The following is a 24,139-nucleotide window of genomic DNA, read 5'->3' on the forward strand; positions in this document are numbered from 1 at the left end:
TAAACATAAAACCGACTTTACCCAATCCCGCCTTTGCGTCCTTAAAGTGAAATGTTCTTACTTTTTCTAAGAAACCTCCCTTTGCGCCTTCTCTGCGCAAAACGCTCTGCGGGCTTTGCGGTTAATTTTTCAACTTACTTAGTTCCTTGCAAATCCCCTTTGCTATCCCCGGTCCTTCATATACAAACCCTGTCCACACTTGTATTAAAGTAGCCCCGGCATCTAATTTTTCTTTGGCATCTGCTCCTGTAAAAATACCTCCACTCGCTATAATAGGCACCTTCCCTTGCAGCTTGCTCGATAGATAGGTTACAACATCTGTGCTGCGTTGCTGCACAGGCTTGCCGCTTAGTCCCCCCATGCCTATAGCTTTTATTTCTTCTGGTGAGGTTGCCAATCCTTCCCGGCTAATGGTAGTGTTGGTGGCTACTAGGCCATCTAATCGTATTTCCAACGCAAGGCTTACAATATCATCCAACTGCCCTGTGGTAAGGTCTGGAGCAATTTTTAATAGCAGTGGTTTTGGGTTAGGTTTTTGCTGGTTAATAGCTTGCAGGTTAACGAATATCTTATGCAAAGCATCTTTTTCCTGTAGCTCGCGCAAGCCAGACGTGTTGGGGCTGCTTACATTTACTACAAAATAATCTACCACATCAAACAAGGCGTTGAAACAGGTTACATAGTCTTTCCAAGCTTCTTCATTAGGTGTAATCTTATTTTTGCCAATGTTGCCACCTATGATAAGTCCACCGTCAACGGTTAACTGTGAACCATTCTTCCACTCCTTTAGCCTATTAGCAATAACTTCTACTCCATCATTATTAAAGCCCATCCTGTTTATCAAGGCCTTGTCTTTAGGCAAGCGGAAAAGCCGTGGTTTTTCATTGCCAGCTTGGGGTAGGGGGGTTACTGTGCCTATTTCTACAAACCCAAAACCCAATGCTTCTAATTCATTTAGGTACAAGGCATTTTTATCAAACCCCGCACCAAGGCCTACTGGGTTTTTAAAATGCAGGCCAAACACCTGTTTTTCTAGTTGTAGATGGTTGTAAGTAAACGACTTTGCAACCCATTTTTTTATTAACCTGCTCCTGCAAACAAAAGAAAGGCTGCCCATGCTAAAATGATGGACAGCCTCTGTATTGAACTTAAATAGAATAAACCTTATTAATTTGTACATTATGAGTTGTACGTTATACGTTTTAAGTTGTACTTTTTATGTGTAAATGAGTAATACTCTCAAAAATAATATCCTCATTCTCAAAGACGGCTTTTTCATTTAATCACACTAACTGCCTCTTTCTTTGCGTCCTTTGCGGGTAAAATTACTTATTTAACTTCTTACTTAAAGAAAAAAGCAACCACATAATAAAACCCAGCTGCCATTAAAGCTGACAATGGGATGGTTACTATCCATGCCCACATTAGGTTTACTGTTACGCCCCACCTTACGGCACTTAAACGTTTTGTAGCACCTACGCCAATAATAGCACCTGTAATAGTGTGCGTGGTAGAAACGGGTATTTTAAAATGCTCGGTCAAAAAAAGCGTTATGGCACCTGCTGTTTCTGCGGCAACACCTTCCAGCGGTGTTACTTTAGTAATTTTTGTGCCCATTGTTTTTACAATTTTCCAACCCCCGCTTAGCGTGCCCAAAGCAATTGCCAGAAAGCTGCAAAAAGGTACCCATGGATAAGCATCCACAAATTGATTAAAGGACATGGTATGCCCCAATTTACTTTCGTAAAAAATAACAGCAGCCCCAATAATGCCCATTACTTTTTGTGCATCATTGCCACCATGGCCTAGGCTAAAAGCTGCGCTAGACAATAGCTGTAGCCTTTTAAACCAGTTGTCTGCCTTATAAGGGTTGCTTTTCTTGCATATATGCACTATCAAGATGGTTATAAAAAAGGCTATCACAGTACCTATCAAAGGGGCAAGGAAAATGAACAGGAAGGTAGGCACTACTTTGGCATAGTTAATTACATCTACCACACCATTGCTAAAACCGCCAGCATGTGCTAGTGCAGCACCGATAAAGCCCCCCATTAATGTATGCGAGGAACTGGAGGGTATGCCAAACCACCATGTAACCAAATTCCAGACAATTGCAGCCATGATACCTGCAAGGAGTACCTGCAAATTAATAAACTCAGCGTTTACCCATTTCGCCACAGTATTACCAATTCCAAATTCGTGGAAAACATATTTTGAGATAAAGAAAGCCGCAAAATTGAAAAGGGCTGCCCACAATACCGCCTGAAATGGTGTAAGTACTTTAGTAGAAACAATGGTGGCTATTGAATTAGCAGAATCGTGGAAGCCATTGATAAAATCGAATATATAAGCAAGTACAATAATGATAACTAATAAAGTAAGCATAAAGTCGGTTAATTTTTAAAGCCTCCGTTCCCTCCCCACTCCCGTCCCCTAAAGGGGTGTTATAGACCCTAAGAAGGTTTAAACCACTAAAGGTTTTTGTTAAGCATATTTGATAATAATACTTTCAATCACATTAGCTGCATCCTCGCATTTGTCGGTAGCTATTTCCATTGCTTGGTAAATTTCCCTTTTTTTAATTACTTCTTTTGCGTCAACCTCGGTTTCAAAAAGGTATTCAATGCACATGTCAAACACATCGTCTGCCTGGTTTTCTATACTGTTTACTTTTACCAATGCCTCGGTCATTTTGCGGAGGCTGTTCATGTCCCTTAGGCCATAAACAGCTGTCCTTATTTCCCTGCATCCTTGTTCTATCAGGTCGGCCATTTTCTGGATACCTGTGTCGTTGGGGTTGATATTGTAAAAGTTTATTTTTTTGGCTGAACTGTATATAAAATCGCAAATATCATCAAGTGCGGTGGCAAGGTAGTGAATGTCTTCCCTGTCAAAAGGGGTAATAAAGTTTCGGCCTAGTTCGGTAAATAGCTTGTGTGTATGGTCGTCGTTGCGGTGTTCCAAGTCCTCCACCTGTTTTATAAGCGGCATCCGCTTGTCCCTGTCAGGCTCTGCCACTACTTTTTTCAGCTGCGTACCCATTTCCATCACGGTATCTGCAACCTGCTCAAATAGCTCGTAAAAAATTTTATTCTTTGGCATGAATATTTTGCCAATACTATTAAATCCCATTTTCAGTAATATTTAATCGGACAAAAATAGAGGTATCATGTTGTACTGCCACTAAATTAGTTTTCGTTAACAATAAGATAATATAGGATTGTGGAAAAAAATTGCGATAATTAGCAGTGTATGTTGTTGTTTATATTTATAAATGGACATTTTAAATTTTGGTATGGGTGTGAATGTAAAGTGAAACATTTTTTTTGAAACATTTTAAAATGTTTCAAAAAAAATGTTTCAAAAAAATATGCGATTAGTAATGTCTGTATCAAAAATAAACATGCTGAAATGGAAATTTACCCCTCCCTTTTCCCTTGCAGCGTAAAACCAATAGTAGTACCTATATCTGGCTTGCTGCGTACGTGCATTATTTGCTTGTGCGCTTCTATGATGTGCTTGCAGATGGCCAGCCCTAGGCCAGTGCCGCCCACGTCCCGGCTGCGGCCACGGTCGGTGCGGTAAAAGCGCTCGAAAATCCTATCTAGGTGTTCCTCGGCTATGCCAATGCCATCATCGCTAAATTCTATCAATACATACTCTTCGTCTGTCTTATATATGCTAGCCACTATCGTGCCGCCTGACTTGCCATATTTAGTGGCATTGGCTACTAGGTTATTAATTACTTGCTGTATTTTTTCCCTGTCTGCAAAAACGGTTATAGGCTGCTCGCACCCTTTTTTTATGGAGCAGGTTATTTGTTTCTCTGTAGTAAGTATAGAAAGGCTTTCAAAAACATCTTTTATCAAGTCCTGTATTACAAAGTTTTGCTTGTACAGCGGCTGCTCGCCACTTTCCAGACGGGCTATCTCGTCTAGGTCTTCTATCAAGTGCACCATCCTGTTCACGTTCCGTGCAGCATTTTCCAGGAACCGCTTGTTTACGGCTGGGTCGTCCAATGCACCGCCAAGCAGGGTATCTACATAGCTCTGTATGGTAAAAATGGGTGTTTTAAACTCATGCGACAGGTTCTGCAAAAATTCTTTTCTGTATTCGGCATTCCGTTTCAGCAGGTCTATCTCGGCACTGCGCTGCACAGCCCAGCGTTCCACGTCCTGGCTTACCTCGTCTATGCTTTTTTTAGGAAGAATGTAATTGTAATATACTTCTTCCCTTTTACTGGCTTTTGTTTGGTAAATGAATTTGTAAATCAATTTTATTTTGCGGTAGATAAACCATTCCAACACAAAAGCAATCAGGAAAAAACTAACGGAGAAAAAAAGTACTGCCGACACAAGCCCCATCCACATATTTTCTATCAATGCTATGCAGCAACCAACAGGCACTGCCAGCATTAGTGCCGTGAGTGCCGATAATTGGCGGGGAGATAGGTTTTTTGTGGTAAACATAAATGCTTGGTTTATTACAATTCAAACTTATACCCCACGCCCTTCACGGTGGTAATGCAATCAATACCCAGCTTCTGGCGTATTTTCCTTATATGCACATCTATTGTCCTATCGCCCACTATTACCTCGCTGCCCCATATCTGCGAAAGTATCTCATTCCTCAAAAAAACCCTTCCCGGTTTTGTGCACAGCAAGTGCAGCAGCTCAAATTCTTTTTTCGCAAGGCTCAGTTCCTTGTCGTCTATAGTTACCATAAACCTTGCTGGGTCTATGGTGATGTTGTCAATGATAATCGTTTTGTCGTCCGCTTCTTTGTTTACCCTCCTAAACAAGGCATTTACCCTGCTTACCAGCACTTTGGTACTGATGGGCTTGCTTACATAATCGTCTGCCCCTATTTCCAACCCCCGTATTTGCGATGTCTCGTCGCTAAGGGCAGTAAGGAAAATAATCAGTGTTTTTTGAAATTGTGGCAACGCCCTTAATATCTGGCAGGCTTCTATGCCCGTTCTTTTGGGCATCATCACGTCCAGTATAATAAGGTCTGGCTGAATCACTTTGGCTTTGTCAACGGCTTCTACGCCATTCTTAGCAGTATAAATATCATACCCCTCCCTCGATAAGTTGTAACTAATAATTTCTAATATATCCGGTTCATCGTCTGCAATCAAAATGCGCTTCGCCTTTAAATCCATGTTAACAATTAATTTACACAAAAATAACTTTCTAAAACGGCAACTTTGCCAAAACCCTATATTATTAAATTGTTAACACGCCGTATAATGTTTTACCACAAAGGTTTGAAGGAAATAAAAAGATAATCAACATATTGCAGAAGTAAGTTTCTCCATTTTGGAAGCTGTTGCTTGCAAGGCATATGCAATCCTTCCTTGTTTTTCTTAGAGCTGCTTCGAGCCTTTATGCCTTTGTGGCAATCCATGACATTAATTGTAGTATTTTCGTTTTTTCCAATCACAACATGAAACAATACTTTGCCCTTTTTATAGTAACATTTTTATTTTCAGTCAAGTTGTTTGCCCAGACTGAAATTAAAATGCCCAAAGTGCCGCTGATGCGCCAGTTGTTCCATACAAACATAGACCAAGCCCAGCAAAAAATTATTTTACTAAACCCTTTGAACGATAGCACGTTTATTGCCAGCGGTGACGAGAAAAAGAATATCCAGATAAATCGTATATTAAAAGTACATATCAATAACCTGCAAGCAAAAATAGAGCTAGACACTGCGCTTTCTGAAAACGACAAATTTATATGGCTGCGTGCCGTGGAAACATTGTTGCGCGATTTTGTTTATGATTACCAAAGCAGGTTGATAAAAGGCGATAAGCTGGGCGATCTAATCATAAATTTCGAGGCAGCCATGAAGCTGGAACGCAAGCAGGCATCCATTGAGCCTATTATTATTGCTACACCTTATGAAATAGGGTCTATAATCCTCCAAAACCCTGTGTTTGCTACCAATACAGGCTACAAAATGAGCAGGGACAACCTAGTGCTGAAAATGTGCAAGCGGCAGCCTGCCAACAGCATGAAAATATTGAATGCTTACCCCGATGTGTATTTTGCCGACAGCATTATTAAAGTAGTTGCCTACAAAAACCAAGAAGAATTGTACAACTATGCTGCTAGCCCAAATGAACTAGGCGATGCCATAAGGAAATCAGACGACCCATTGGTTAAAATAATAAGCCAATTGGCACAAAAAAATACGGGCAGGATGTACTTTCCTTTCCTGGACTTGCTGTATAAAAATGAAATTTCTATTGATAGCGTTGGTAAGTTAATTGACAGCGAACAAGCCTATTATAAGTTCTTAGTGCAAACAGAAATACGGTATGCCGAACAAATGCAACATGCCGATACGCCATTGGTATATAAGACCCTTACTGAAAAGCTAAGGGCAAAAGCAATAGAAATATATATTGACGATATCAATGCCTTGCACGATGAAAAGTCGGATGCAGTACGGTTTAAAAAAATTGACAGCCTACAGCCAACAGAACTTTATTATTTGTGCGTATTGGGCGAGGAAGAAATATACACAAGCAGTTATTTGGGTGTGTATAAAAGAATTTTCCAACGAATGAAAGTGCCAAAGGCAGACACGCTTTTAAAATTAGTTAGCTACGATTATTACAAGAAGTTTATCAAGATGGCTGCGGCATATAACCAGCTAGACGATTTCCTAAAGCGGATGGACACGCTTTCTGCCGACAAGATGATGAGGAGCTTTGTTACAGACTTAGCAGCCAAAAACACCCTTGAAGATGCCGTGGACGTGGCAGACTCGTATGCCAGCATCACGAACAAAAAGCTACGCAAGCTAATTTTAGAACAGGTACAAGCAAATATGCTGGAAGATACCGTTAGCCATACTAGGGCAGCTACTATTTATCGGTTGCTTTATACCATTTTCCAATCAATGGATACGGCTAACCATATTGATTTAACGGCACAACTAGGCATTAACCCCATATTTATAATGCCTAATAAGTTGCTGAAAGACACAAGCGGGCGCATTATTATCCAGCAGTTCTTTTATGGCGACAAAGATGGCAAAACAGTGTTTGAGGCTTTCCTTGGCAATTTCAAAAATCCTAACTGGAAAATTACCCAAAAGAAGGAATGGGTAGAAGTGAAATCGGTAAAGGGAGTAAAGGGTACACATGTTTGTATCTATGCAAACAAGCCGCTTGACACGGAAAAAGACCTAGATGCACAGGCACAGGAGCATTTGATTAATTACCTCGATTCTTTAGGGCTAAAGCCAACAGTGGTCATACACCGTGGGCATAGTTACTATGTAAAATACACCATTGAGCAATTGGCTTCCTCAGCAAAAATAGTGTTGCTAGGCAGTTGCGGTGGCTACCAAAGCCTAAACAAAGTATTGGAAATATGCCCACAGGCCCATATCATTTCTTCAAAGCAAGTAGGCACCGGTGTTATTAATCAAGGGATGATCAATGCTATAACAGAGCAGCTACGGCTGGGCAAAGACCTAAACTGGCCTGTTTTGTGGAAAGGCTTGTCCAATCAGTTTAAAGACCCTAAAAGCAAGGAAAAATTCAACGACTACATACCTCCCTACAAAAACCTTGGGGCTATTTTTATCATGGCTTATAATATTGCAATTGGCAACGAGTAAGAATTATTTTGAATTTTAAGTTTTAAATTTTGAATTAGGGGCAATACCCTACTAATGTTTTTTGATATAAAACACAAAATTCAAAATTTATAATAACAAGAAAGTGTCATTGCTATTACAAATAGCCTGCAAAAGCCACTCATGCTTTTATATGAAAAGAATTGTCTCCTTGTTTTTGATTATTGTGTTTGCATTTTTAACTGTTGTTGCCTCTGCTCAGGAAACTGGTTACCGAGTGCCTGCTAAAGAAATCTCCGATTTATTGCTTGCTACCCCTACGCCTTTGGTGAGCATTAGTGGCAAAGCCAATTGGTTGTTGATATGCGGCCGCACCAACTTTACCACTGTGGAGGAACTTGGGCAGCCCGAAGTGCGGGTGGCTGGCCTGCGTATCAATCCCAACAACTTTTCCCTTAGCAGGCAAAACTTCTACAATAGTTTCATCCTCAAAAATACAAAGACTGGCAAAGAATACCCCATAGCAGGCTTGCCAGCCAAACTTGCTGCCAGCCAAATTAGTTGGAATAGTGACGAAAACAAAATTGCTTTTGTAAATACCATTGCTGCTGGTGTTTTTTTGTATGTGATTGATGTGGCTGCCCAAAAAGCGTCAATAGTAAGCCAACACCCATTGAATACGGTATTGGGCAATGCTTTTGCCTGGGTAGATGGAAGCACTTTGTTATATAAAACAATCAACCAGCCTGCTAGTGCTGCCCCTATTAGGCCAATTAAGCCATCAGGGCCAGCCACTCAGCAGAGTTCGGGAAAAGCTGCCCCAAGCGCCACTTATGAAGATTTGATAAAAACTCATTTTGATGAGCAACTGTTTGCGTTTTACACTACAAGCAACCTCGCCATCAATAAGGGTGGGGTAGAGACCGTTATTGGCAAGGCGGGCATCTATTCCTCCTTTACCTTATCGCCCAATAAAAAATATTTTCTTGCTCGCTCCATCCACAAGCCATTCTCCTATTTGGTTACGGCAAGTGGTTTCCCGTCAAACATCAGCATCTACGATTTAAAAGGCCAGCAGGTAAAAGTATTGAATGATTTGCCATCGGAGGAAGGCACGCCTTCTGGCTACGACAACGTGCAGGATGTGCCGAGGGCTTATGATTGGCGCAATGATGAACCTGCCACTATCACTTGGGCAAGGCCTGTTGATAGCGGTCTTATAAAAAAGAAAAGTATTTACAGGGATGCGGTTTACAGTTTGGAAGCACCGTTTACGGGTGAGCCTAAATTGTTATTCAAAACCAAATCACGGTACCAAGGCACTACCTGGTGCGATTCTACTTTGGCATTGGTGCGGGAGAGTTCAAGGGCAAAACAGACAACTACACTTAGCCGATACAACACGGTAACTGGCAAATTGGAAGAAGTGTACACCCGTAATACAACAGATGCCTACAACAATATTGGCACGCCCGTGCTGGCAAAAAATAAACTTGGGCAACCAGTGATACAAACAACAGACAATGGTACTAAAATACTCATGAACAATGATGTGGGTTCTTCGCCCAAAGGCGACCTGCCTTTCTTGTCTAAGTTCGATTTAAGCACCAAGCAAAATGAAATTATTTGGCGTAGCCCCGATACCTTGTTTGAATATGTGGTGAAAGTGGTCGATGCAGCCAAGATGGAGTTTATTACCCGAAGGGAATCACAACAAACGCCCCCTGCATTTTACCTAAAAAGCCTATTAACAAATCAGCCCGATAAACTATTGGTTGGTTTCCCTAATCCTTATCCAGGATTGGAAGGGGTAACAAAACAAAAGATACAGTATATGAGGGCAGACAGCATTGCCCTCACTGGCGATTTATACTTACCCAAGGGCTTTACCCCGCAAAAAGACAGTGCATTGCCTGTATTCATTTGGGCTTACCCAAGGGAGTTTAATGTAGCAGCCGACGCCGGGCAAGTGAGGGGGTCGCAATATAGGTTTACCACGCTTAGTTGGGCTTCGCCTGTGTATTTGGTAACACAGGGTTATGCCGTTTTAGATAATGCCGAGATGCCCATTGTTGCCAAGGCAGGGCAGAAGCCCAATGATAATTTTGTGGAGCAACTGCGCCTGAATGCAGAGGCGGCTATCAATAAATTGGTGGAACTGGGCGTGGGCGATAGGAATAGGATGGCAGTTGGCGGGCATAGTTATGGTGCTTTTATGACTGCCAACCTGTTGGCGCATACCAATTTGTTCAAGGCAGGCATTGCCAGAAGCGGGGCATACAACAGGACGCTTACCCCATTTGGTTTCCAGAACGAAGACCGTACTTATTGGAAAGCGCCCCAGCTATATTATGAAATGAGTCCATTTAGTTATGCCGACAAAATAAAGACACCTCTACTGCTCATCCACGGGGATGCAGACGACAATCCTGGTACATTCCCCATCAACAGCGAGCGATTGTACAACGCCATCAAGGGCAATGGGGGTACGGCAAGACTGGTAATGCTGCCTTACGAAGCCCACCATTACGATGCCAAGGAAAATGTGCTCCACATGCTTTGGGAGATGACTAATTGGTTGGATAAATATGTGAAATGAGTTATGAATTATAAATTATGAGTGAGTATTGAGTAATAATTCATAACTCATTATTCCTAGCTCCTAATTCCTAACTATTATGGATATTGAACAAATCAGGAATTATTGCCTAAGCAAGCCCCTTGTGGAAGAAGGGCTGCCTTTTGGACCGGAAACATTGGTATTTAAGGTAGGTGGTAAAATATTTTTACTGGCTAGTTTAGAAAGCACTCCATTGAGGTTCAATGTAAAATGCAACCCCGCCTTGGCAGAAGAGCTGCGGGAGCAATACCCATGCGTACTTCCCGGCTACCACATGAATAAAAAGCATTGGAACACCATCATCCCCGATGGCAGCGTATCTACAACACAGCTAAAAGAATGGATAGACCATTCATATATGCTAGTAGCCCCTAAAACAAAAAAGGCAAAAGAATAACCATTTTTGTCTCGCTTTAGGAATTTTTTACAAGCAAAAAAAAGTTCTTATTCCACACATAAATATTGCTACAAAGGCTTGAAGTGTCAGTACAAAAGAGGATTAGATGCTACGTATTTGCGCTTTTTCTTAATCCTTTGTGCTTTAGTGACTTTGTAGCCTAATGCCCAGAAATTGTAACTCTCTAGCAACAAAAAATACTGTTTCAATATTTGTAAAATAACAGGAAAAAGCAAACTTTCTTTTAAAAATACCGTCTTTTTTTTTGCACACCCATTTTGTGCATTCCCCTGTGTAAAAAGCGTAAAACTTTACTTTTCTGTTAATAACTGGTGTGTTTTTTGTTGGTAACCCAATTGCATATGTTATTGAACGGTGGAGGGCATGTGCATTAAAATTAAAAAAATAAAACGCTTTTATACCAAAAACTTGCCTCATATTCGCTGCTCCGAAATAGTTTTTCAGTTGAATAGGGAAGCTGGATTATAGGACAGAGTAACTTAAAAAACAAATAGTATAAATGGATTTTACCAGCTTAAATAAAGACCGTAAACGCAGGAAGAGCAACATAGATATAAGTACGATGTCTTTTGGGAAAGTGCCACCTCAAGCCAGGGAACTGGAAGAAGCGGTACTTGGTGCCATAATGCTGGAAAAAGGCGCATTTGATGTAGTAAGCGAAATTTTAAAGCCCGAATGTTTTTATGTAGAAGCACACGAGCATATTTTTAGGTGCATGATGAGTTTGGAACAAAAAAGCCAACCCATCGATATTTTAACCGTGGTGGAAGAACTCCGGTTCAAGGAATTGTTAGAAGCAGTCGGAGGCCCTTATTTTGTTACCAAGCTTACAAATGCGGTTGTAAGCACAGCCAATATTGATGCCCACGCACGCATAGTGCTGCAAAAGTTTATCCAGCGGGAACTCATCAAAATAAGCGGCGAGATTATTGGCGATGCTTATGAAGACAGCACCGATGTATTTGAACTGTTGAATACAACCGAAGAAAAAATATTCAACGTTACTAAAAATTTCTTGAAGCAAGATTATAAGGAAATGGGCACGGCATTGGCACAGGCCGTTATGCGAATAGATGACTTGCGCACCAAGACCGAGGATATTTCTGGTGTGCCAAGCGGTTTCCCTACACTAGACCGTATTACATTTGGCTGGCAGCCAACGGATTTAATTATACTGGCGGCACGCCCTTCTGTGGGTAAAACGGCATTCGCCCTAAACCTTGCACGGAATGCCGCTTTAAATGCCACGAAACCTACGCCAATTGGTTTTTTTAGTCTAGAAATGAGTGCTGCACAGTTGGTGCAGCGTATTTTAAGTGCCGAAAGCGAAATTCCATTGGAGAAAATTAGCCGGGGCAAGATGGAGGACTACGAATACCAGCAGCTGCACACAAAAGGTATCAAGAAACTGGAAACAGCCCCTATTTACATAGACGACACGGCAGCCCTGAACATATTTGAATTTAGGGCAAAAGCAAGGCGGCTGGTAAACAAGCACAAAGTAGGGCTGATTATCATTGACTACTTGCAGCTCATGAGCGGCAGCGGCGAGAAAAATAGCAACCGGGAACAAGAAATTAGTACCATTTCCCGTAACTTGAAAGCATTGGCCAAGGAATTGAGCATACCCATTATTGCCCTTAGCCAGCTTAGCCGGGCTGTGGAAACAAGGAAGGAAAGCAAAATGCCACAGTTGAGCGATTTGAGGGAATCAGGAGCAATAGAGCAAGATGCTGACATGGTAATGTTTATTTACCGCCCCGAGTACTACGAGGTAAACAGCAACGAGCATGGCGAAAGCACCAAGGGCGAAACCCATATACGCATAGCCAAGCACAGGAATGGCTCGCTGGAAAACATACGCCTGCAAGCCTTGCTGCACATACAAAAATTTGAGGAAATAGAAGACAGCAACAATAAGTTTGGGGGCGGCGGTTCTGGTGGCAACTTTAAGCCTATTACTCCTAGCGGCCCCCTTAGCCCATTGGGTGGCAGCCCTAGTGGTGGCGGCATAAGCGCAGCAGGCGGCAATGGTGGCGGCAAGTTTTTTGTGCAAGGCAGCAAAATGAACACAGGCAACTTTGATGATGGTGTAGATGGGGAAGCGCCTTGGGGCTAGGATTTATTTTGCCAAAAAGGCACAAAAACCCAAAGAAGCATGAAAAGAAAATTAGCTTAAAAATAAAAAAATGTTACTACTCCGGTGCAAGTTTGGTTAATCTGTCATGAAGGAACGAAAACACAAAGGGGTACAATTTTTTAAGGAAACAAGAAAAATTTTTTCGCATTTTATTAGTTAAGTCTCTCCCCAATCATGTTTATATTTAAATAGCTATTTAACCACAGATGGTATAAAGATTTTACGCTAATAAACCATTAGGCGTATGCCTTGGCAAAGTACCCCTACCTCCTAAAGTGGAGTTGAAGCGAAGGTTATTGCGAGTGTAAAGAATAGTACACTAGGCTAAATAACTAAAAAAAGCCGCTGCATATCAAATGCAACGGTTTTTTTTATATTCAAAAAATAAATTAACCCTAAGCTACTATTTGCTTCTTGATGATATTCAATGCAGCACCAGCTTTAAACCACTCAATTTGTTGTTGGTTGTAAGTATGGTTGGCAACAATGGTATCAGCAGTGCCATCGGCATGGGTAAACACCAAGGTAAGCGGCGTGCCTGGGGCAAAACTGGTAAGGCCAATAATGTCTATTGTGTCATCTTCCAGTATTTTGTCATAGTCACTCTTGTCTGCAAAAGTCAAGGCCAACATGCCTTGTTTTTTCAGGTTGGTTTCGTGGATACGGGCAAAGGATTTTGTCAGTACCACACGCACGCCCAAGAAACGAGGTTCCATGGCAGCGTGTTCACGGGATGAACCTTCGCCATAGTTTTCATCGCCTACTACTATTGTGCCTACGCCTGCTGCTTTGTAAGCACGTTGCGTGGCTGGCACTGGGCCGTATTCGCCAGTCAACTGGTTTTTTACGTTGTCTGTTTTTTCGTTGAAGTAGTTCACGGCACCAATCAACATGTTATTGCTGATATTGTCTAAATGCCCACGGAATTTCAACCATGGACCCGCCATAGAAATATGGTCGGTTGTACATTTGCCTTTTGCCTTAATCAATAATTTCAAGCCTTTCAGGTCAGTGCCTTCCCATTCTGCGAAAGGAGCCAGTAACTGCAAACGGCTAGAGGTAGGGCTTACTAGTATGCTTACACCACTACCATCATCAGCAGGGGCTTGATAGCCTGCATCTTCCACCGCAAAACCACGAGGAGGCAATTCCTGCCCGGTTGGCTCATCTAGTTTTACCTGTTCTCCTTTTTCATTGGTCAAGAAATCGGTGATAGGGTTAAAAGTCAAGTCACCTGCAATAGCCAAAGCGGTAACCAATTCAGGTGACCCCACAAAAGCCATGGTGTTGGGGTTGCCATCCGCACGTTTGGCAAAGTTCCTATTGAAGCTGTGCACAATGGTATTCTTTTCTTTTTTTTCAGCACCAACCCTGTCCCACATGCCAATACAAGGCCCGCAAGCATTGGCAAATACGGTTGCGCCAATCTGTGCGAATATGTCCAAGAAGCCATCCCGTTCTATGGTGTATCGTACTTGTTCAGATCCTGGGGTAATGGTATATTCTGCTTTAGTCTTTAAACCTTTTGCAGATACTTGCCTGGCCAAGGAAACAGCACGGGAAATATCTTCGTAAGAACTATTGGTACAGCTACCAATTAAGCCCACTTCTACTTTTGTAGGCCAGCCGTTAGCAGCAGCCATTTCTTTCATTTTGGAAATAGGCGTAGCCAAATCCGGCGTGAAAGGACCGTTTAAGTGTGGCTCTAATTCACTCAGGTTTATTTCGATAATCTGGTCGAAATATTTTTCTGGGTCAGCATATACTTCTGGGTCAGCATTTAGGTGTTCCCTGATAGCAGCAGCAGCAGTAGCCACATCTTCACGGCCAGTAGAAGCAAGGTAACGCCCCATACTGTCGTCATACCCGAAAGTAGAAGTGGTAGCCCCAATTTCAGCACCCATGTTGCAGATAGTGCCTTTTCCGGTGCAGCTCATAGCTTCTGCGCCTTCGCCAAAATATTCCACGATTGCACCAGTGCCACCTTTTACGGTCAAAATACCAGCTACTTTTAAAATTACATCTTTAGGGGCAGTCCAACCGCTTAGTTTGCCAGTTAATTTAATGCCTATTAGTTTCGGCCATTTCAGTTCCCAAGCCAAGCCTGCCATTACATCACAAGCATCTGCACCGCCAACACCTATTGCAATCATGCCCAAGCCACCTGCATTTACCGTATGGCTATCGGTGCCAATCATCATCCCGCCAGGAAAAGCATAGTTTTCCAACACTACCTGGTGAATGATACCTGCACCCGGCTTCCAGAACCCAATACCATATTTATTAGACACAGATGCCAGGAAATCGTATACTTCCTTGCTTTCTGTAGTGGCAACTACCAAGTCTGATTTTGCATCATGTTTGGCAGTGATCAGGTGGTCGCAGTGTACTGTGGAAGGAACGGCCACTTTCGGGCGGCCTGCCTGCATAAACTGCAACAACGCCATTTGTGCCGTTGCATCCTGCATCGCTACACGGTCTGGTGCAAAATCAACGTACGATTTTCCCCTATCAAAATTTTCTAACTTTTGATCGGTATGTAAATGAGAAAACAATATTTTCTCTGACAAGGTAAGTGGCCTGCCCAATGCTTTGCGTGCGGCATCCACTTTTGCAGGCATCTCTGCATACACCTTTTTAATCATTTCAATATCAAATGCTGTTCCTTTTTCTTTCATATCCTAAAATTGAGATTTATCAGAGCATAAAGTTATGAATTGTATTGGAATGCGGTGAATTATTGGATGTTTGGCAAATTCCTTTTTTGAAGTGCTGTTGAGCGCCAACCCTAGCATTGCCTTCAACCTTGATGGGGCAAAACTAAAACTTTTATGCCCCATTTTCATGGGCATTGCCCGCTTGGTTTGGCTGGCTTTTGGCACCCTGAATTTATTTTTCAGGTATTCCTGCATCTTAACTCATTGAAATACAGTGCTTTTATGTTTTTAAAAATGAGTGTTTTGTGAGTGAAAAGTGCTTATTTTTTGCGTGTTTTGTGCCTATTTTGTGCGTGATTTCCGCAGAAAAGTGCGTATTTTTTTGTGTTTTTTTAGTACGGATGTAGTTCATCATAATGTTTTTTGTATGTTGAAAATGATCTCTCGGTGGGGTAGCGAACCTAGGTTAGGCTAACCACAAAAAACCTCCGAGGTAGGGTGTTCAGAATAGGCTCTAAACACTTCGTACAGTTTTATGCTATTCCTTCGCTTTCTGCATCCTCGTCATTTCGAATTAAGCATCTAGCACACCAGAAAAAATGGTTAATGACGGCTTGTAGGGGCGTATTGCTTACGCCCATTCGCTTTCATCATGCCCGTTATTTCGACGCAGGAGAAATCTCGCCTAATATCGGCACGTCACATCCGAACTAAAGCCAAGTGAACGACCTTTGTAAAACCACAAAGTTTAGGAAAAAGTAAAACTTTTTGAAAGACCAGAGCCTGCCGCAGGCCTCCAAGGCAAACGCATCAAAATTTAATCTGCGCCTAATTGCCTATTTTATTCAAAAATGCCTCTTTTCAGTCCTTTTGCCTCATAGCCGGCGGGCTTCAACCTCACCCCCAGCCCCTCTCCAAAGGCGAGGGTAGCTTTGGCACCGCCACTCTATTTTATCCTTTGAAAAAAATAAGGTGGCTGATGCCAGGACTGGTGTCAAACTCGAAGATTCGAGCAAAATGAATTTTGATGCGTTTACCCTGCGCAGGCCTCCTTTTGTGTTCTTTTCAGGGTTGTTTTTTTAATTTTCAATTTTTGCAGGTTGTTTGTTTGATGTAACTCATTGATATACAGTTGTTTTATTTATAATTGACGAAGGTTTTACAGTGATTTAATGGTGATTTATTGTGGATTTAATGATGATTTATTATGTATCAATGTGGATTTATCGTGTATCAATGATGATTTATCATGTATTAAAAATGATTCTTTTTAGGTTGCCAAGTCCGCCTATTGGTAAACTGCTGTAAATTAGTTTACTGTCAGGGATTGTCCAAAAGTAAAATCCTATATGGGGGAAATATGCCCCCATGAGTACCCAAAAATGCCCCCATGATGGGGGAAAATTTGAACCCGCAGCGTGGATGAGGAAGGGAGTATAGTATGAGGGTGGAGGCGTAGATTTGATGGATTATAACAGGCTGGCACATGGTCTTTGACCTGAGCCTAGCAGTTACTTATTTTGAAATATTGACAAGCATTGCTAAAATATTGAAAGCAAAAAATAAGTAACATGGAAGCACAGGCCGGGGAGGCCTGCGGAAGAAAGAAACATTACAATCGTTTACAAATTAGTTAAAAAAAAGCATGAACAAGGCGAAGCAATACGGGTTAAATTTTGTAGTAAAAAACATGGATGATGGTCAATATCCTTTTTTTTCTTGTGATAGGGACTTGACAGGAAGTACAATAAATGATGATATTGCTAGCTTTATAGATTGCGGTGGAGTAAAACAGACAGATAGGTTTCTCAAAGAAATAGATTAACTTCAGCCTTTTATAAAAAATGGCTATTTAGGAGAATATCCAATGGATTCATTTAATGAGGAGGTTGTAAATCTGTCTTCTCCTCCTAGTGTTGCAACATTTAATCGGGGGAGTGGGGACAATATAATACCCCTTGATGATTTTATAGAAATCTTAAAGGAATGGAAAGCCTTTTTACAATCATTGCCTTACAAACATTGGCTCTCAAATCTTTAGTCTCCAATCGGCTACATTCGCCTTTGGCGTTAATAATAATTCAGTTGTATTCAATGCAAAATCAAATATTAAAAGATGTGTTTCATATTAAAAGAATTTTATAAAGAAATAAAATATGAATCAAATATTAGAATTATACAAGATTAGCTTTTATAAAAAGCTAATTCTAGGAAATTATATGAAATTAATGTCATCTAATAACGATTATTTGTCGCAATTCATTACAGACTTTTATACTTTGGATTCTGCAAATGAACTAATTAGTGGCATTAATAGTATTTTAAATGATGAAATATCATTAATAGATTATTCAACTGAATCTTTGGTTACGCTTGTTATGGATAAAACTATTTCTAAGATTTATGCTTATGCAGAGTATAATTCTAGCACATCTTATTTTTCTTTGCCTACAATACACTTAAAAATAATATCAGAAGAATGGCTAGATTATTTAACTAAGTAATTCACCGCTAGTCCACGTCAACTTAATTCTAGCTAAAACAATACCAATAAACGAAGTGTTAATAGTGCGTGTCTGTGGCATGTGCCCTTCTATGGTTTAACGTAGCGAGTAACCACCCCGCCCTTCTGGCACCCCTCAAGAGGGGAATTTAGTTGCGGACAATTATCCATCGCTTTATTTGTTTTGAAGGGTTTAAAATTCCAGCTAGTCCACGACTCCTTAATTCTAGCTAAAACAATACAAATAAAAGAAGTGTCGACTGTGGTGGGTACCCTTCGCTTTGTTCTTCCCCTCTTTTCTACACAGTAGAAACTTAACTAAAATATAGGCGGGCTGCTGTTTGTAGGTGGCGTAACAAAATGGATAGTTGGGTGTGTGGGGTGAATGGTTTACCGTAGCGAGTAACCACCCCGCCCTTCGGGCACCCCTCGAGAGGGGAATTTAGTTGCGGACAATTATCCATCGCTTTATTTGTTTTGAAGGGTTTAAAATTCCAGCTAGTCCACGACTCCTTAATTCTAGCTAAAACAATACAAATAAAAGAAGTGTCGACTGTGGTGGGTACCCTTCGCTTTGTTCTTCCCGTCTTTTCTACACAGGAAAAATCTAACTGAAATGTAGGCGGGCTGCTGTTTGTAGGTAGCGTAACAAAATGGATAATTGCCTGTATGCGGTGAATGGTTTACCGTAGCGAGTAACCACCCCGCCCTTCGGGCACCCCTCGAGAGGGGAATTTAGTTGCGGACAATTATGCATCGCTTTATTTGTTTTGATGGGTTTAAAATTCCAGCTAGTCCACGACTCCTTAATTCTAGCTAAAACAATACAAATAAAAGAAGTGTCGACTGTGGTGGGTACCCTTCGCTTGGTTCTTCCCATCCTTTCTACACAGGAGAAATCTAACTGAAATATAGGCGGGCTGTTGTTTGTTGGCAGCGTAACAAAATTGATAATTGGGTGTATGTGGTGAGATTTCTCCTGACGTCGAAATGACGAAGGATGAAGAACCGGGATTGATGAAAGCGACCGTTTTTTATTTGTTTATACCCTTCGCTTGGTTCTTCCCATCCTTTCTACACAGGAGAAATCTAACTGAAATGTAGACAGGCTGTTGTTTGTTGGCAGCGTAAAAAAATGGATAATTGGGTGTATGTGGTGAGATTTCTCCTGACGTCGAAATGACGGTGGATGATGAAGGCGAGTATAGATAAAACTTTGATACTTAAAATACAATTACATGAAACGAGGAGGCTGTATTTATATAATGACTAATAAAAACAAGACAACCTTATACATAGGTGTAACTTTCGATTTACTAAAAAGGGTAAACGAACATAAGAACCATGTTTACCAAAATAGTTTTACCGATAAATACAACTTGGAGCTAATCGTTTTCTACGAATTCCATTCAACAATTGAAGAAGCAATTGCCAGAGAAACACAAGTGAAAAAATGGAGTAGACAGAAAAAAGAACAACTCATTAACTCAACAAATCCATTGTGGGCTGATTTGTGGGAGGACATTAAAAGTTGGTAAAGGCATCAAACTTCGCTCAGTTCTTCCCGTCTTTTCGAGGCAGGAGAAATCTAACTGAAACGTAGTCAGGCGGCTGTTTGTAGGCAACCTAACAAATTGCATAATTGTCTGTATAAGTTGAGATTTCTCTTACGTCTAAAGGACGTAGGGTGATGAAAGCGATTTTTATAATTGGGACATCTCCTTGGGTAAAGAATGAATAGGTGAAATGCTATAATTTTGGTTCATGCAACAACGTTTTTACTTTGACACATCTGTTTTTGGCGGCCTCTTTGATATAGAATTTGAAGAGGAGACAACTTTGCTTTTTGAAAAAGTACAATTAGGGCAAATCAAGTGTGTTTATTCCAACTTAACAGAAAGTGAATTGAGTAATGCACCAAAAAAGGTTCAAAAATTTTTTCAAAGTTTGAAAGAAGAGTTCAAAGAAAAGGTTTTGGTAACGCCAGAAGCATTGAATCTTGCCCAAACGTATGTGAATGAAAAAGTTGTGGGTGAGACTAGCCTGGACGACTGCATACATATTGCCACCGCAACGTTAAACAAAGTTGATATGCTTGTTAGCTGGAATTTCAAACACATCGTAAATATTTATAGAATCCGTGGCTATAATTCTATAAATTTACGTTTAGGACATGGGACATTGGATATTCATTCACCTAAAGAAATCGTGAATTATGAAAACGAAGGATAAAGTTGTAAAAGAATTTGACACGGTTAAAACTTTCAGGGAAATCAAAACCAAAATATCCAAGGATATTAAAGGGATGACTTTTGAAGAACTGCAAGCATATCTTGACAAAACAAAATTAAAGACGGAGAATGCAGAACTAAGATAGTAGTCTAATAAAAAAATGGCCCAGCTAGTCCACGTCAAACTTCGTGTCGCTGGCGCATCGCCTGTGGCGTGTGCCTTTCGCTAAGGTCGTTCACAAAGAACAGAAATTGGAAAAATTAAATCGTAGCGAAGCCAGACCACAGGCGTGCGGTAGCGTAAAAAGAAGATTATTACTGCTTTTCGATAAGATAATTTGCCACACATATTTTCTGCTTGCCATAACAATAAAAACAAGTTAATTGCATAAAAAAGATGAGCAGGAAGTATAAGTTTCACAACAAAGCAGGGTTGTACTTTGTAAGTTTTGCAACAGTATATTGGATGGATGTTTTTGTTCGGGAAAAATATTTCGCAACGGTAGTAGAAAGCCTTGACTATTGCAGAAAAAATAAAGGGCTTGAAATTTATGGTTGGTGTATCATGCCTAGCCATATACACTTAATAATACGTGCCAAAGACAATAACCCAGATTCTTTGTTAGGGAAATTCAAGGAATATACATCCAAACAATTGATAAAACAAATACAAGAAAACAATGAGGAAAGCAGGAAAGAATGGCTATTGTGGATGATGCAAAGGGCGGCAAGCCAAAACAGCAATGTTGCGAAAATCAATTCTGGCAACACCATAATAAACCAATTGAATTGTGGTCTTACGAAGTGATAGAACAAAAGATGAATTATATACACAACAATCCAGTCGTTTCAGGTTTTGTACAAGAACCACAGCATTGGAAATATAGCAGTGCGATAGATTATGCAGGCGGCAAAGGCGTTCTGGAAATTGATTTTATCTAAGCGAAAGGCACACGCCACAGGCGATGCGCCAGCGAGAAGGCTGATGAACCGGGATGGAAGCCTACTAAAAAAACAACCCCATTCTCATGTAAGAGAATGAGGCTACAAAATGCTAAAAACATTTAGCTATTAATTACTCAACTGCTTGTGCGACGGTGCAAACTTGGTAAGGTTGATACCTTCCACGGCAGCAGTATATTCCTCTATTGTTGGGGTTCTTCCAAGAATGGTAGACAATACCACAACAGGTGTAGATGAAAGCAAAGATTCGCCTTTTTTGCCTTCTGTATCTTCAACCACCCTTCCTTGGAACAAGCGGGTAGAGGTTGCCATCACGGTATCGCCTTTGGCAGCTTTTTCTTGGTTGCCCATGCAAAGGTTGCAACCAGGACGCTCTAAGTACAACATTTTTTCGTAAGTGGTACGTGCGGCAGCTTTAGGTGCAAAGTCATCAAATTCAAAACCAGCGTATTTTCTCAATACTTCCCAGTCGCCTTCGGCTTTTAATTCATCCACAATATTGTAGGTAGGCGGTGCTACGACAAGGGGTGCTTTAAATTCAACCTTACCTTGCTGGGCTTCAATGTTTTTAAGCATTTGGGCAAGAATTTTCATGTCGCCTTTGTGTACCATGCAGGAACCAATAAACCCAAGGTCAACCTTTTTCTCGCCACCATAGTAGGAAAGCGGCCTGATGGTATCATGCGTATAACGCTTGGAAACATCGGCATTGTTCACATCAGGGTCTGCAATCATAGGCTCATTAATCAAATCTAAGTCAACAACTACTTCCGCATAATACTTTGCATTTGCATCCGGGGTTAAAGCTGGTTTTTCGCCAGATTTAATTTCTGCAATTCTTTTATCGGCTTTATTAATTAATCCTTGAAGCACTTGCTTTACATTGTCCATGCCTTTATCAATCATAATCTGGATCCTACCTTTTGCAATCTGCAGCGATTCGATTAAGGTATCATCTTCAGAAATACAGATAGAAGCTTTTGCTTTCATTTCTGCTGTCCAGTCTGTAAAGGTGAATGCCTGGTCTGCCGTAAGTGTTCCCAGATGTACCTCAATAATGCGGCCTTGGAAAACATTTTCGCCACCAAACTTTTGAAGCATTTGGGATTGTGTAGCATGAACCACGTCCCTAAAATCCATGTACTCTTTCATGGTTCCTTTAAAAGTAACTTTCACGGATTCTGGAATTGGCATAGAAGCCTCACCAGTGGCCAATGCAAGCGCAACGGTTCCTGAATCTGCTCCGAAAGCTACACCTTTAGACATCCTTGTATGTGAATCGCCACCGATGATGATTGCCCACTCGTCTATCGTTATATCGTTCAAAACCTTGTGGATTACATCCGTCATTGAATGATAAACCCCTTTAGGGTCACGGGCAGTAATTAAACCAAAACCGTTCATGAACTTCATGAGTTTTGGAATGTTTGCCTGTGCTTTTTTATCCCATACAGAAGCGGTATGGCATCCTGACTGGTACGCACCATCAACAATGGGTGAGATTACCGTAGCTGCCATAGATTCTAGCTCCTGGGCTGTCATTAAACCAGTGGTATCCTGAGAGCCTACAATGTTTACTTCTACACGAACATCGGAACCGGCATGCAGTACCTTACCTTGTGTTATACCTACAGCATTCCTATTGAATATTTTTTCTACTGCTGTAAGGCCTTGCCCTTCAATAGAAATTTCTTTTGATGGGGCAAATACAAGCGTAGGTTCGATATCTAAAATTTTAGCTGCAACTGTTTGTATCTTTTTGCCGAATACAATAGCATAAGAGCCGCCCGCTTTTATAAACTCCATTTTTTGTGGCGTAAAAGCCTTAGCGATATCAATCAATTCTTTATCGCCATTGTACAATTTCTTTTTCTTGGTGTTGATGGTAAGTACGGTACCTGTGGCCACTGAATAAACTTCTTCTAAAATGGGGTCGCCACTTTCGTTGCGGACAACTTTGCCATTTTCATCTAGTTTTTTCACCCAGTTTTTTAAATCAAGACCAATACCGCCAGTAACATCAACTGTTGTAAGGAAGATGGGAGAAATGCCATTGGTACCACCCACAATTGGGGCAATGTTTACAAATGGAACATAAGGGCTGGCTGGTTTACCTGTCCAAAGTGCCACATTGTTTACACCAGACATCCTTGAAGAACCTACACCCATTGTGCCTTTTTCTGCAATTAGCATCACAGATGCATCAGGGTGTTGCGCTTTCAATGCTTCAATTTCCGCTTGCGCCTTGGGGGTAATCATACATTTGCCATGCAGTTCACGGTCGGAACGAGAGTGGGCCTGGTTACCCGGTGAAAGCAAATCTGTAGAAATATCGCCCTCGCCAGCTATAAAAGTTACTACCTTGATTTCTTCGGCTACTTCTGGCAGTTTAGTAAAAAACTCTGCTTTTGCATAGCTTTCAAGAATTTCCCGGGCAATTGGGTTGTCGTTTTTAAATGCTTCTTTTAAGCGGTCAATATCTGCATCGTAAAGATATACTTGTGTTTTGAGGACATCAGCCGCTTGTTTTGCAATAGTTACATCATTGCCCAAGGCTAAATCGAGCAACACTTCAATGGATGGGCCGCCTTTCATGTGCGACAACAACTCAAAAGCAAAAGCAGGTGTAATTTCTTTTACAACAGCTTCGCCAAGGATTATTTCTTTTAAAAACTTTGCTTTTGCGCCGGCAGCACTTGCGGTACCGGGCAAAGTATTGTAAATAAAAAACTGCAATGAATCTGCCCTGTATGCATTGTTGGCATCTTTTATCTGCTCAATAATTTCGCTTAACAAAGCATCACTATCTATTGGCTTTGGATGCAGTCCTTGTGCTTTTCGCTCTTCAATTTCGTTGATGTAATCTTTATAAGTCATAATGGAAACTTTTACAATGTCAAATTAAAAGCAGTTTATAAAATCGTTGTGGTTAACCCCAAAACATGGTCAACTAAGGAGTAGTTATTTCAATTTTGCGGCGAATTTATGGTAAAAGAAAAGCAATAGAAAAT

The 24,139-nt window shown here is 41.0% G+C and carries 18 protein-coding genes; 11 read left to right on the forward strand and 7 right to left on the reverse strand.

All coding sequences use genetic code 11. The features are described from left to right. Positions 1-121: 121 nt before the first annotated feature. The 5 genes from ACHFIY_RS13115 to ACHFIY_RS13135 all read right to left on the reverse strand — a co-directional run bounded on the left by ACHFIY_RS13115 (position 122) and on the right by ACHFIY_RS13135 (position 5,164). Positions 122-1,180, reverse strand: coding sequence for a quinone-dependent dihydroorotate dehydrogenase (locus ACHFIY_RS13115; protein WP_410846558.1), 1,059 nt, complete (start codon positions 1,178-1,180; stop codon positions 122-124). Positions 1,181-1,341: 161 nt separating this feature from the next. Then, positions 1,342-2,385, reverse strand: coding sequence for an inorganic phosphate transporter (locus tag ACHFIY_RS13120; RefSeq protein WP_410846559.1), 1,044 nt, complete (start codon positions 2,383-2,385; stop codon positions 1,342-1,344). Positions 2,386-2,484: 99 nt separating this feature from the next. Further along, positions 2,485-3,102, reverse strand: coding sequence for a DUF47 domain-containing protein (locus tag ACHFIY_RS13125; RefSeq protein WP_410846560.1), 618 nt, complete (start codon positions 3,100-3,102; stop codon positions 2,485-2,487). Positions 3,103-3,419: 317 nt separating this feature from the next. Next, on the reverse strand, positions 3,420-4,469 hold the full coding sequence (locus ACHFIY_RS13130; protein ID WP_410846561.1) for a sensor histidine kinase: 1,050 nt from the start codon (positions 4,467-4,469) through the stop codon (positions 3,420-3,422). 14 nt (positions 4,470-4,483) lie between these two features. Beyond that, complete coding sequence (locus ACHFIY_RS13135) at positions 4,484-5,164, reverse strand: response regulator transcription factor (protein ID WP_410846562.1); 681 nt, start codon at positions 5,162-5,164, stop codon at positions 4,484-4,486. 284 nt (positions 5,165-5,448) lie between these two features. Here ACHFIY_RS13135 and ACHFIY_RS13140 point away from each other — a divergent pair, with 284 nt between their 5' ends. The 4 genes from ACHFIY_RS13140 to dnaB all read left to right on the forward strand — a co-directional run bounded on the left by ACHFIY_RS13140 (position 5,449) and on the right by dnaB (position 12,753). After that, positions 5,449-7,638: a hypothetical protein gene (locus tag ACHFIY_RS13140; RefSeq protein ID WP_410846563.1), complete on the forward strand. Its 2,190-nt coding sequence runs from the start codon at positions 5,449-5,451 to the stop codon at positions 7,636-7,638. 151 nt (positions 7,639-7,789) lie between these two features. Continuing rightward, on the forward strand, positions 7,790-10,195 hold the full coding sequence (locus tag ACHFIY_RS13145; RefSeq protein ID WP_410846564.1) for an alpha/beta hydrolase family protein: 2,406 nt from the start codon (positions 7,790-7,792) through the stop codon (positions 10,193-10,195). Positions 10,196-10,274: 79 nt separating this feature from the next. Beyond that, positions 10,275-10,613, forward strand: coding sequence for an MmcQ/YjbR family DNA-binding protein (locus ACHFIY_RS13150; RefSeq protein ID WP_410846565.1), 339 nt, complete (start codon positions 10,275-10,277; stop codon positions 10,611-10,613). 520 nt (positions 10,614-11,133) lie between these two features. After that, entirely contained in the window at positions 11,134-12,753 is a 1,620-nt protein-coding gene (gene dnaB, locus ACHFIY_RS13155; RefSeq protein WP_410846566.1) for a replicative DNA helicase, read from the forward strand. 416 nt (positions 12,754-13,169) lie between these two features. On the opposite strand, the gene ACHFIY_RS13160 is transcribed toward dnaB, so the two are convergent. After that, on the reverse strand, positions 13,170-15,452 hold the full coding sequence (locus ACHFIY_RS13160) for an aconitate hydratase (protein ID WP_410846567.1): 2,283 nt from the start codon (positions 15,450-15,452) through the stop codon (positions 13,170-13,172). Between the two features lie 1,624 nt (positions 15,453-17,076). Here ACHFIY_RS13160 and ACHFIY_RS13165 point away from each other — a divergent pair. The 7 genes from ACHFIY_RS13165 (at position 17,077) to ACHFIY_RS13195 (ending at position 21,107) form a co-directional block, all read left to right on the forward strand. Further along, positions 17,077-17,256: a hypothetical protein gene (locus ACHFIY_RS13165; protein WP_410846568.1), complete on the forward strand. Its 180-nt coding sequence runs from the start codon at positions 17,077-17,079 to the stop codon at positions 17,254-17,256. Positions 17,257-17,587: 331 nt separating this feature from the next. Continuing rightward, on the forward strand, positions 17,588-17,935 hold the full coding sequence (locus tag ACHFIY_RS13170; protein WP_410846569.1) for a hypothetical protein: 348 nt from the start codon (positions 17,588-17,590) through the stop codon (positions 17,933-17,935). A 1,237-nt stretch (positions 17,936-19,172) separates the two neighbouring features. After that, positions 19,173-19,472, forward strand: a complete 300-nt coding sequence (locus ACHFIY_RS13175) for a GIY-YIG nuclease family protein (protein ID WP_410846570.1) — start codon at positions 19,173-19,175, stop codon at positions 19,470-19,472. Positions 19,473-19,698: 226 nt separating this feature from the next. Beyond that, positions 19,699-20,166, forward strand: coding sequence for a PIN domain-containing protein (locus tag ACHFIY_RS13180; protein ID WP_410846571.1), 468 nt, complete (start codon positions 19,699-19,701; stop codon positions 20,164-20,166). Then, positions 20,150-20,311 (forward strand): hypothetical protein, encoded by a 162-nt coding sequence (locus ACHFIY_RS13185; RefSeq protein WP_410846572.1) that lies wholly within the window; start codon positions 20,150-20,152, stop codon positions 20,309-20,311. Before ACHFIY_RS13180 ends, ACHFIY_RS13185 begins: the two co-directional genes overlap by 17 nt. A gap of 251 nt (positions 20,312-20,562) precedes the next feature. Further along, positions 20,563-20,973: a transposase gene (locus ACHFIY_RS13190; RefSeq protein WP_410846573.1), complete on the forward strand. Its 411-nt coding sequence runs from the start codon at positions 20,563-20,565 to the stop codon at positions 20,971-20,973. Next, positions 20,955-21,107: a hypothetical protein gene (locus ACHFIY_RS13195; RefSeq protein WP_410846574.1), complete on the forward strand. Its 153-nt coding sequence runs from the start codon at positions 20,955-20,957 to the stop codon at positions 21,105-21,107. The genes ACHFIY_RS13190 and ACHFIY_RS13195 overlap by 19 nt, the downstream gene beginning before the upstream one ends. A 129-nt stretch (positions 21,108-21,236) precedes the next feature. Here the strand turns inward: ACHFIY_RS13195 and ACHFIY_RS13200 are convergent, their stop codons facing one another. Beyond that, complete coding sequence (locus ACHFIY_RS13200) at positions 21,237-24,005, reverse strand: bifunctional aconitate hydratase 2/2-methylisocitrate dehydratase (protein ID WP_410846575.1); 2,769 nt, start codon at positions 24,003-24,005, stop codon at positions 21,237-21,239. Between the last annotated feature and the right edge of the window lie 134 nt (positions 24,006-24,139).

This window comes from Parasediminibacterium schistidii (assembly GCF_046546515.1).
Classification (GTDB): Bacteria; Bacteroidota; Bacteroidia; order Chitinophagales; family Chitinophagaceae; genus Parasediminibacterium.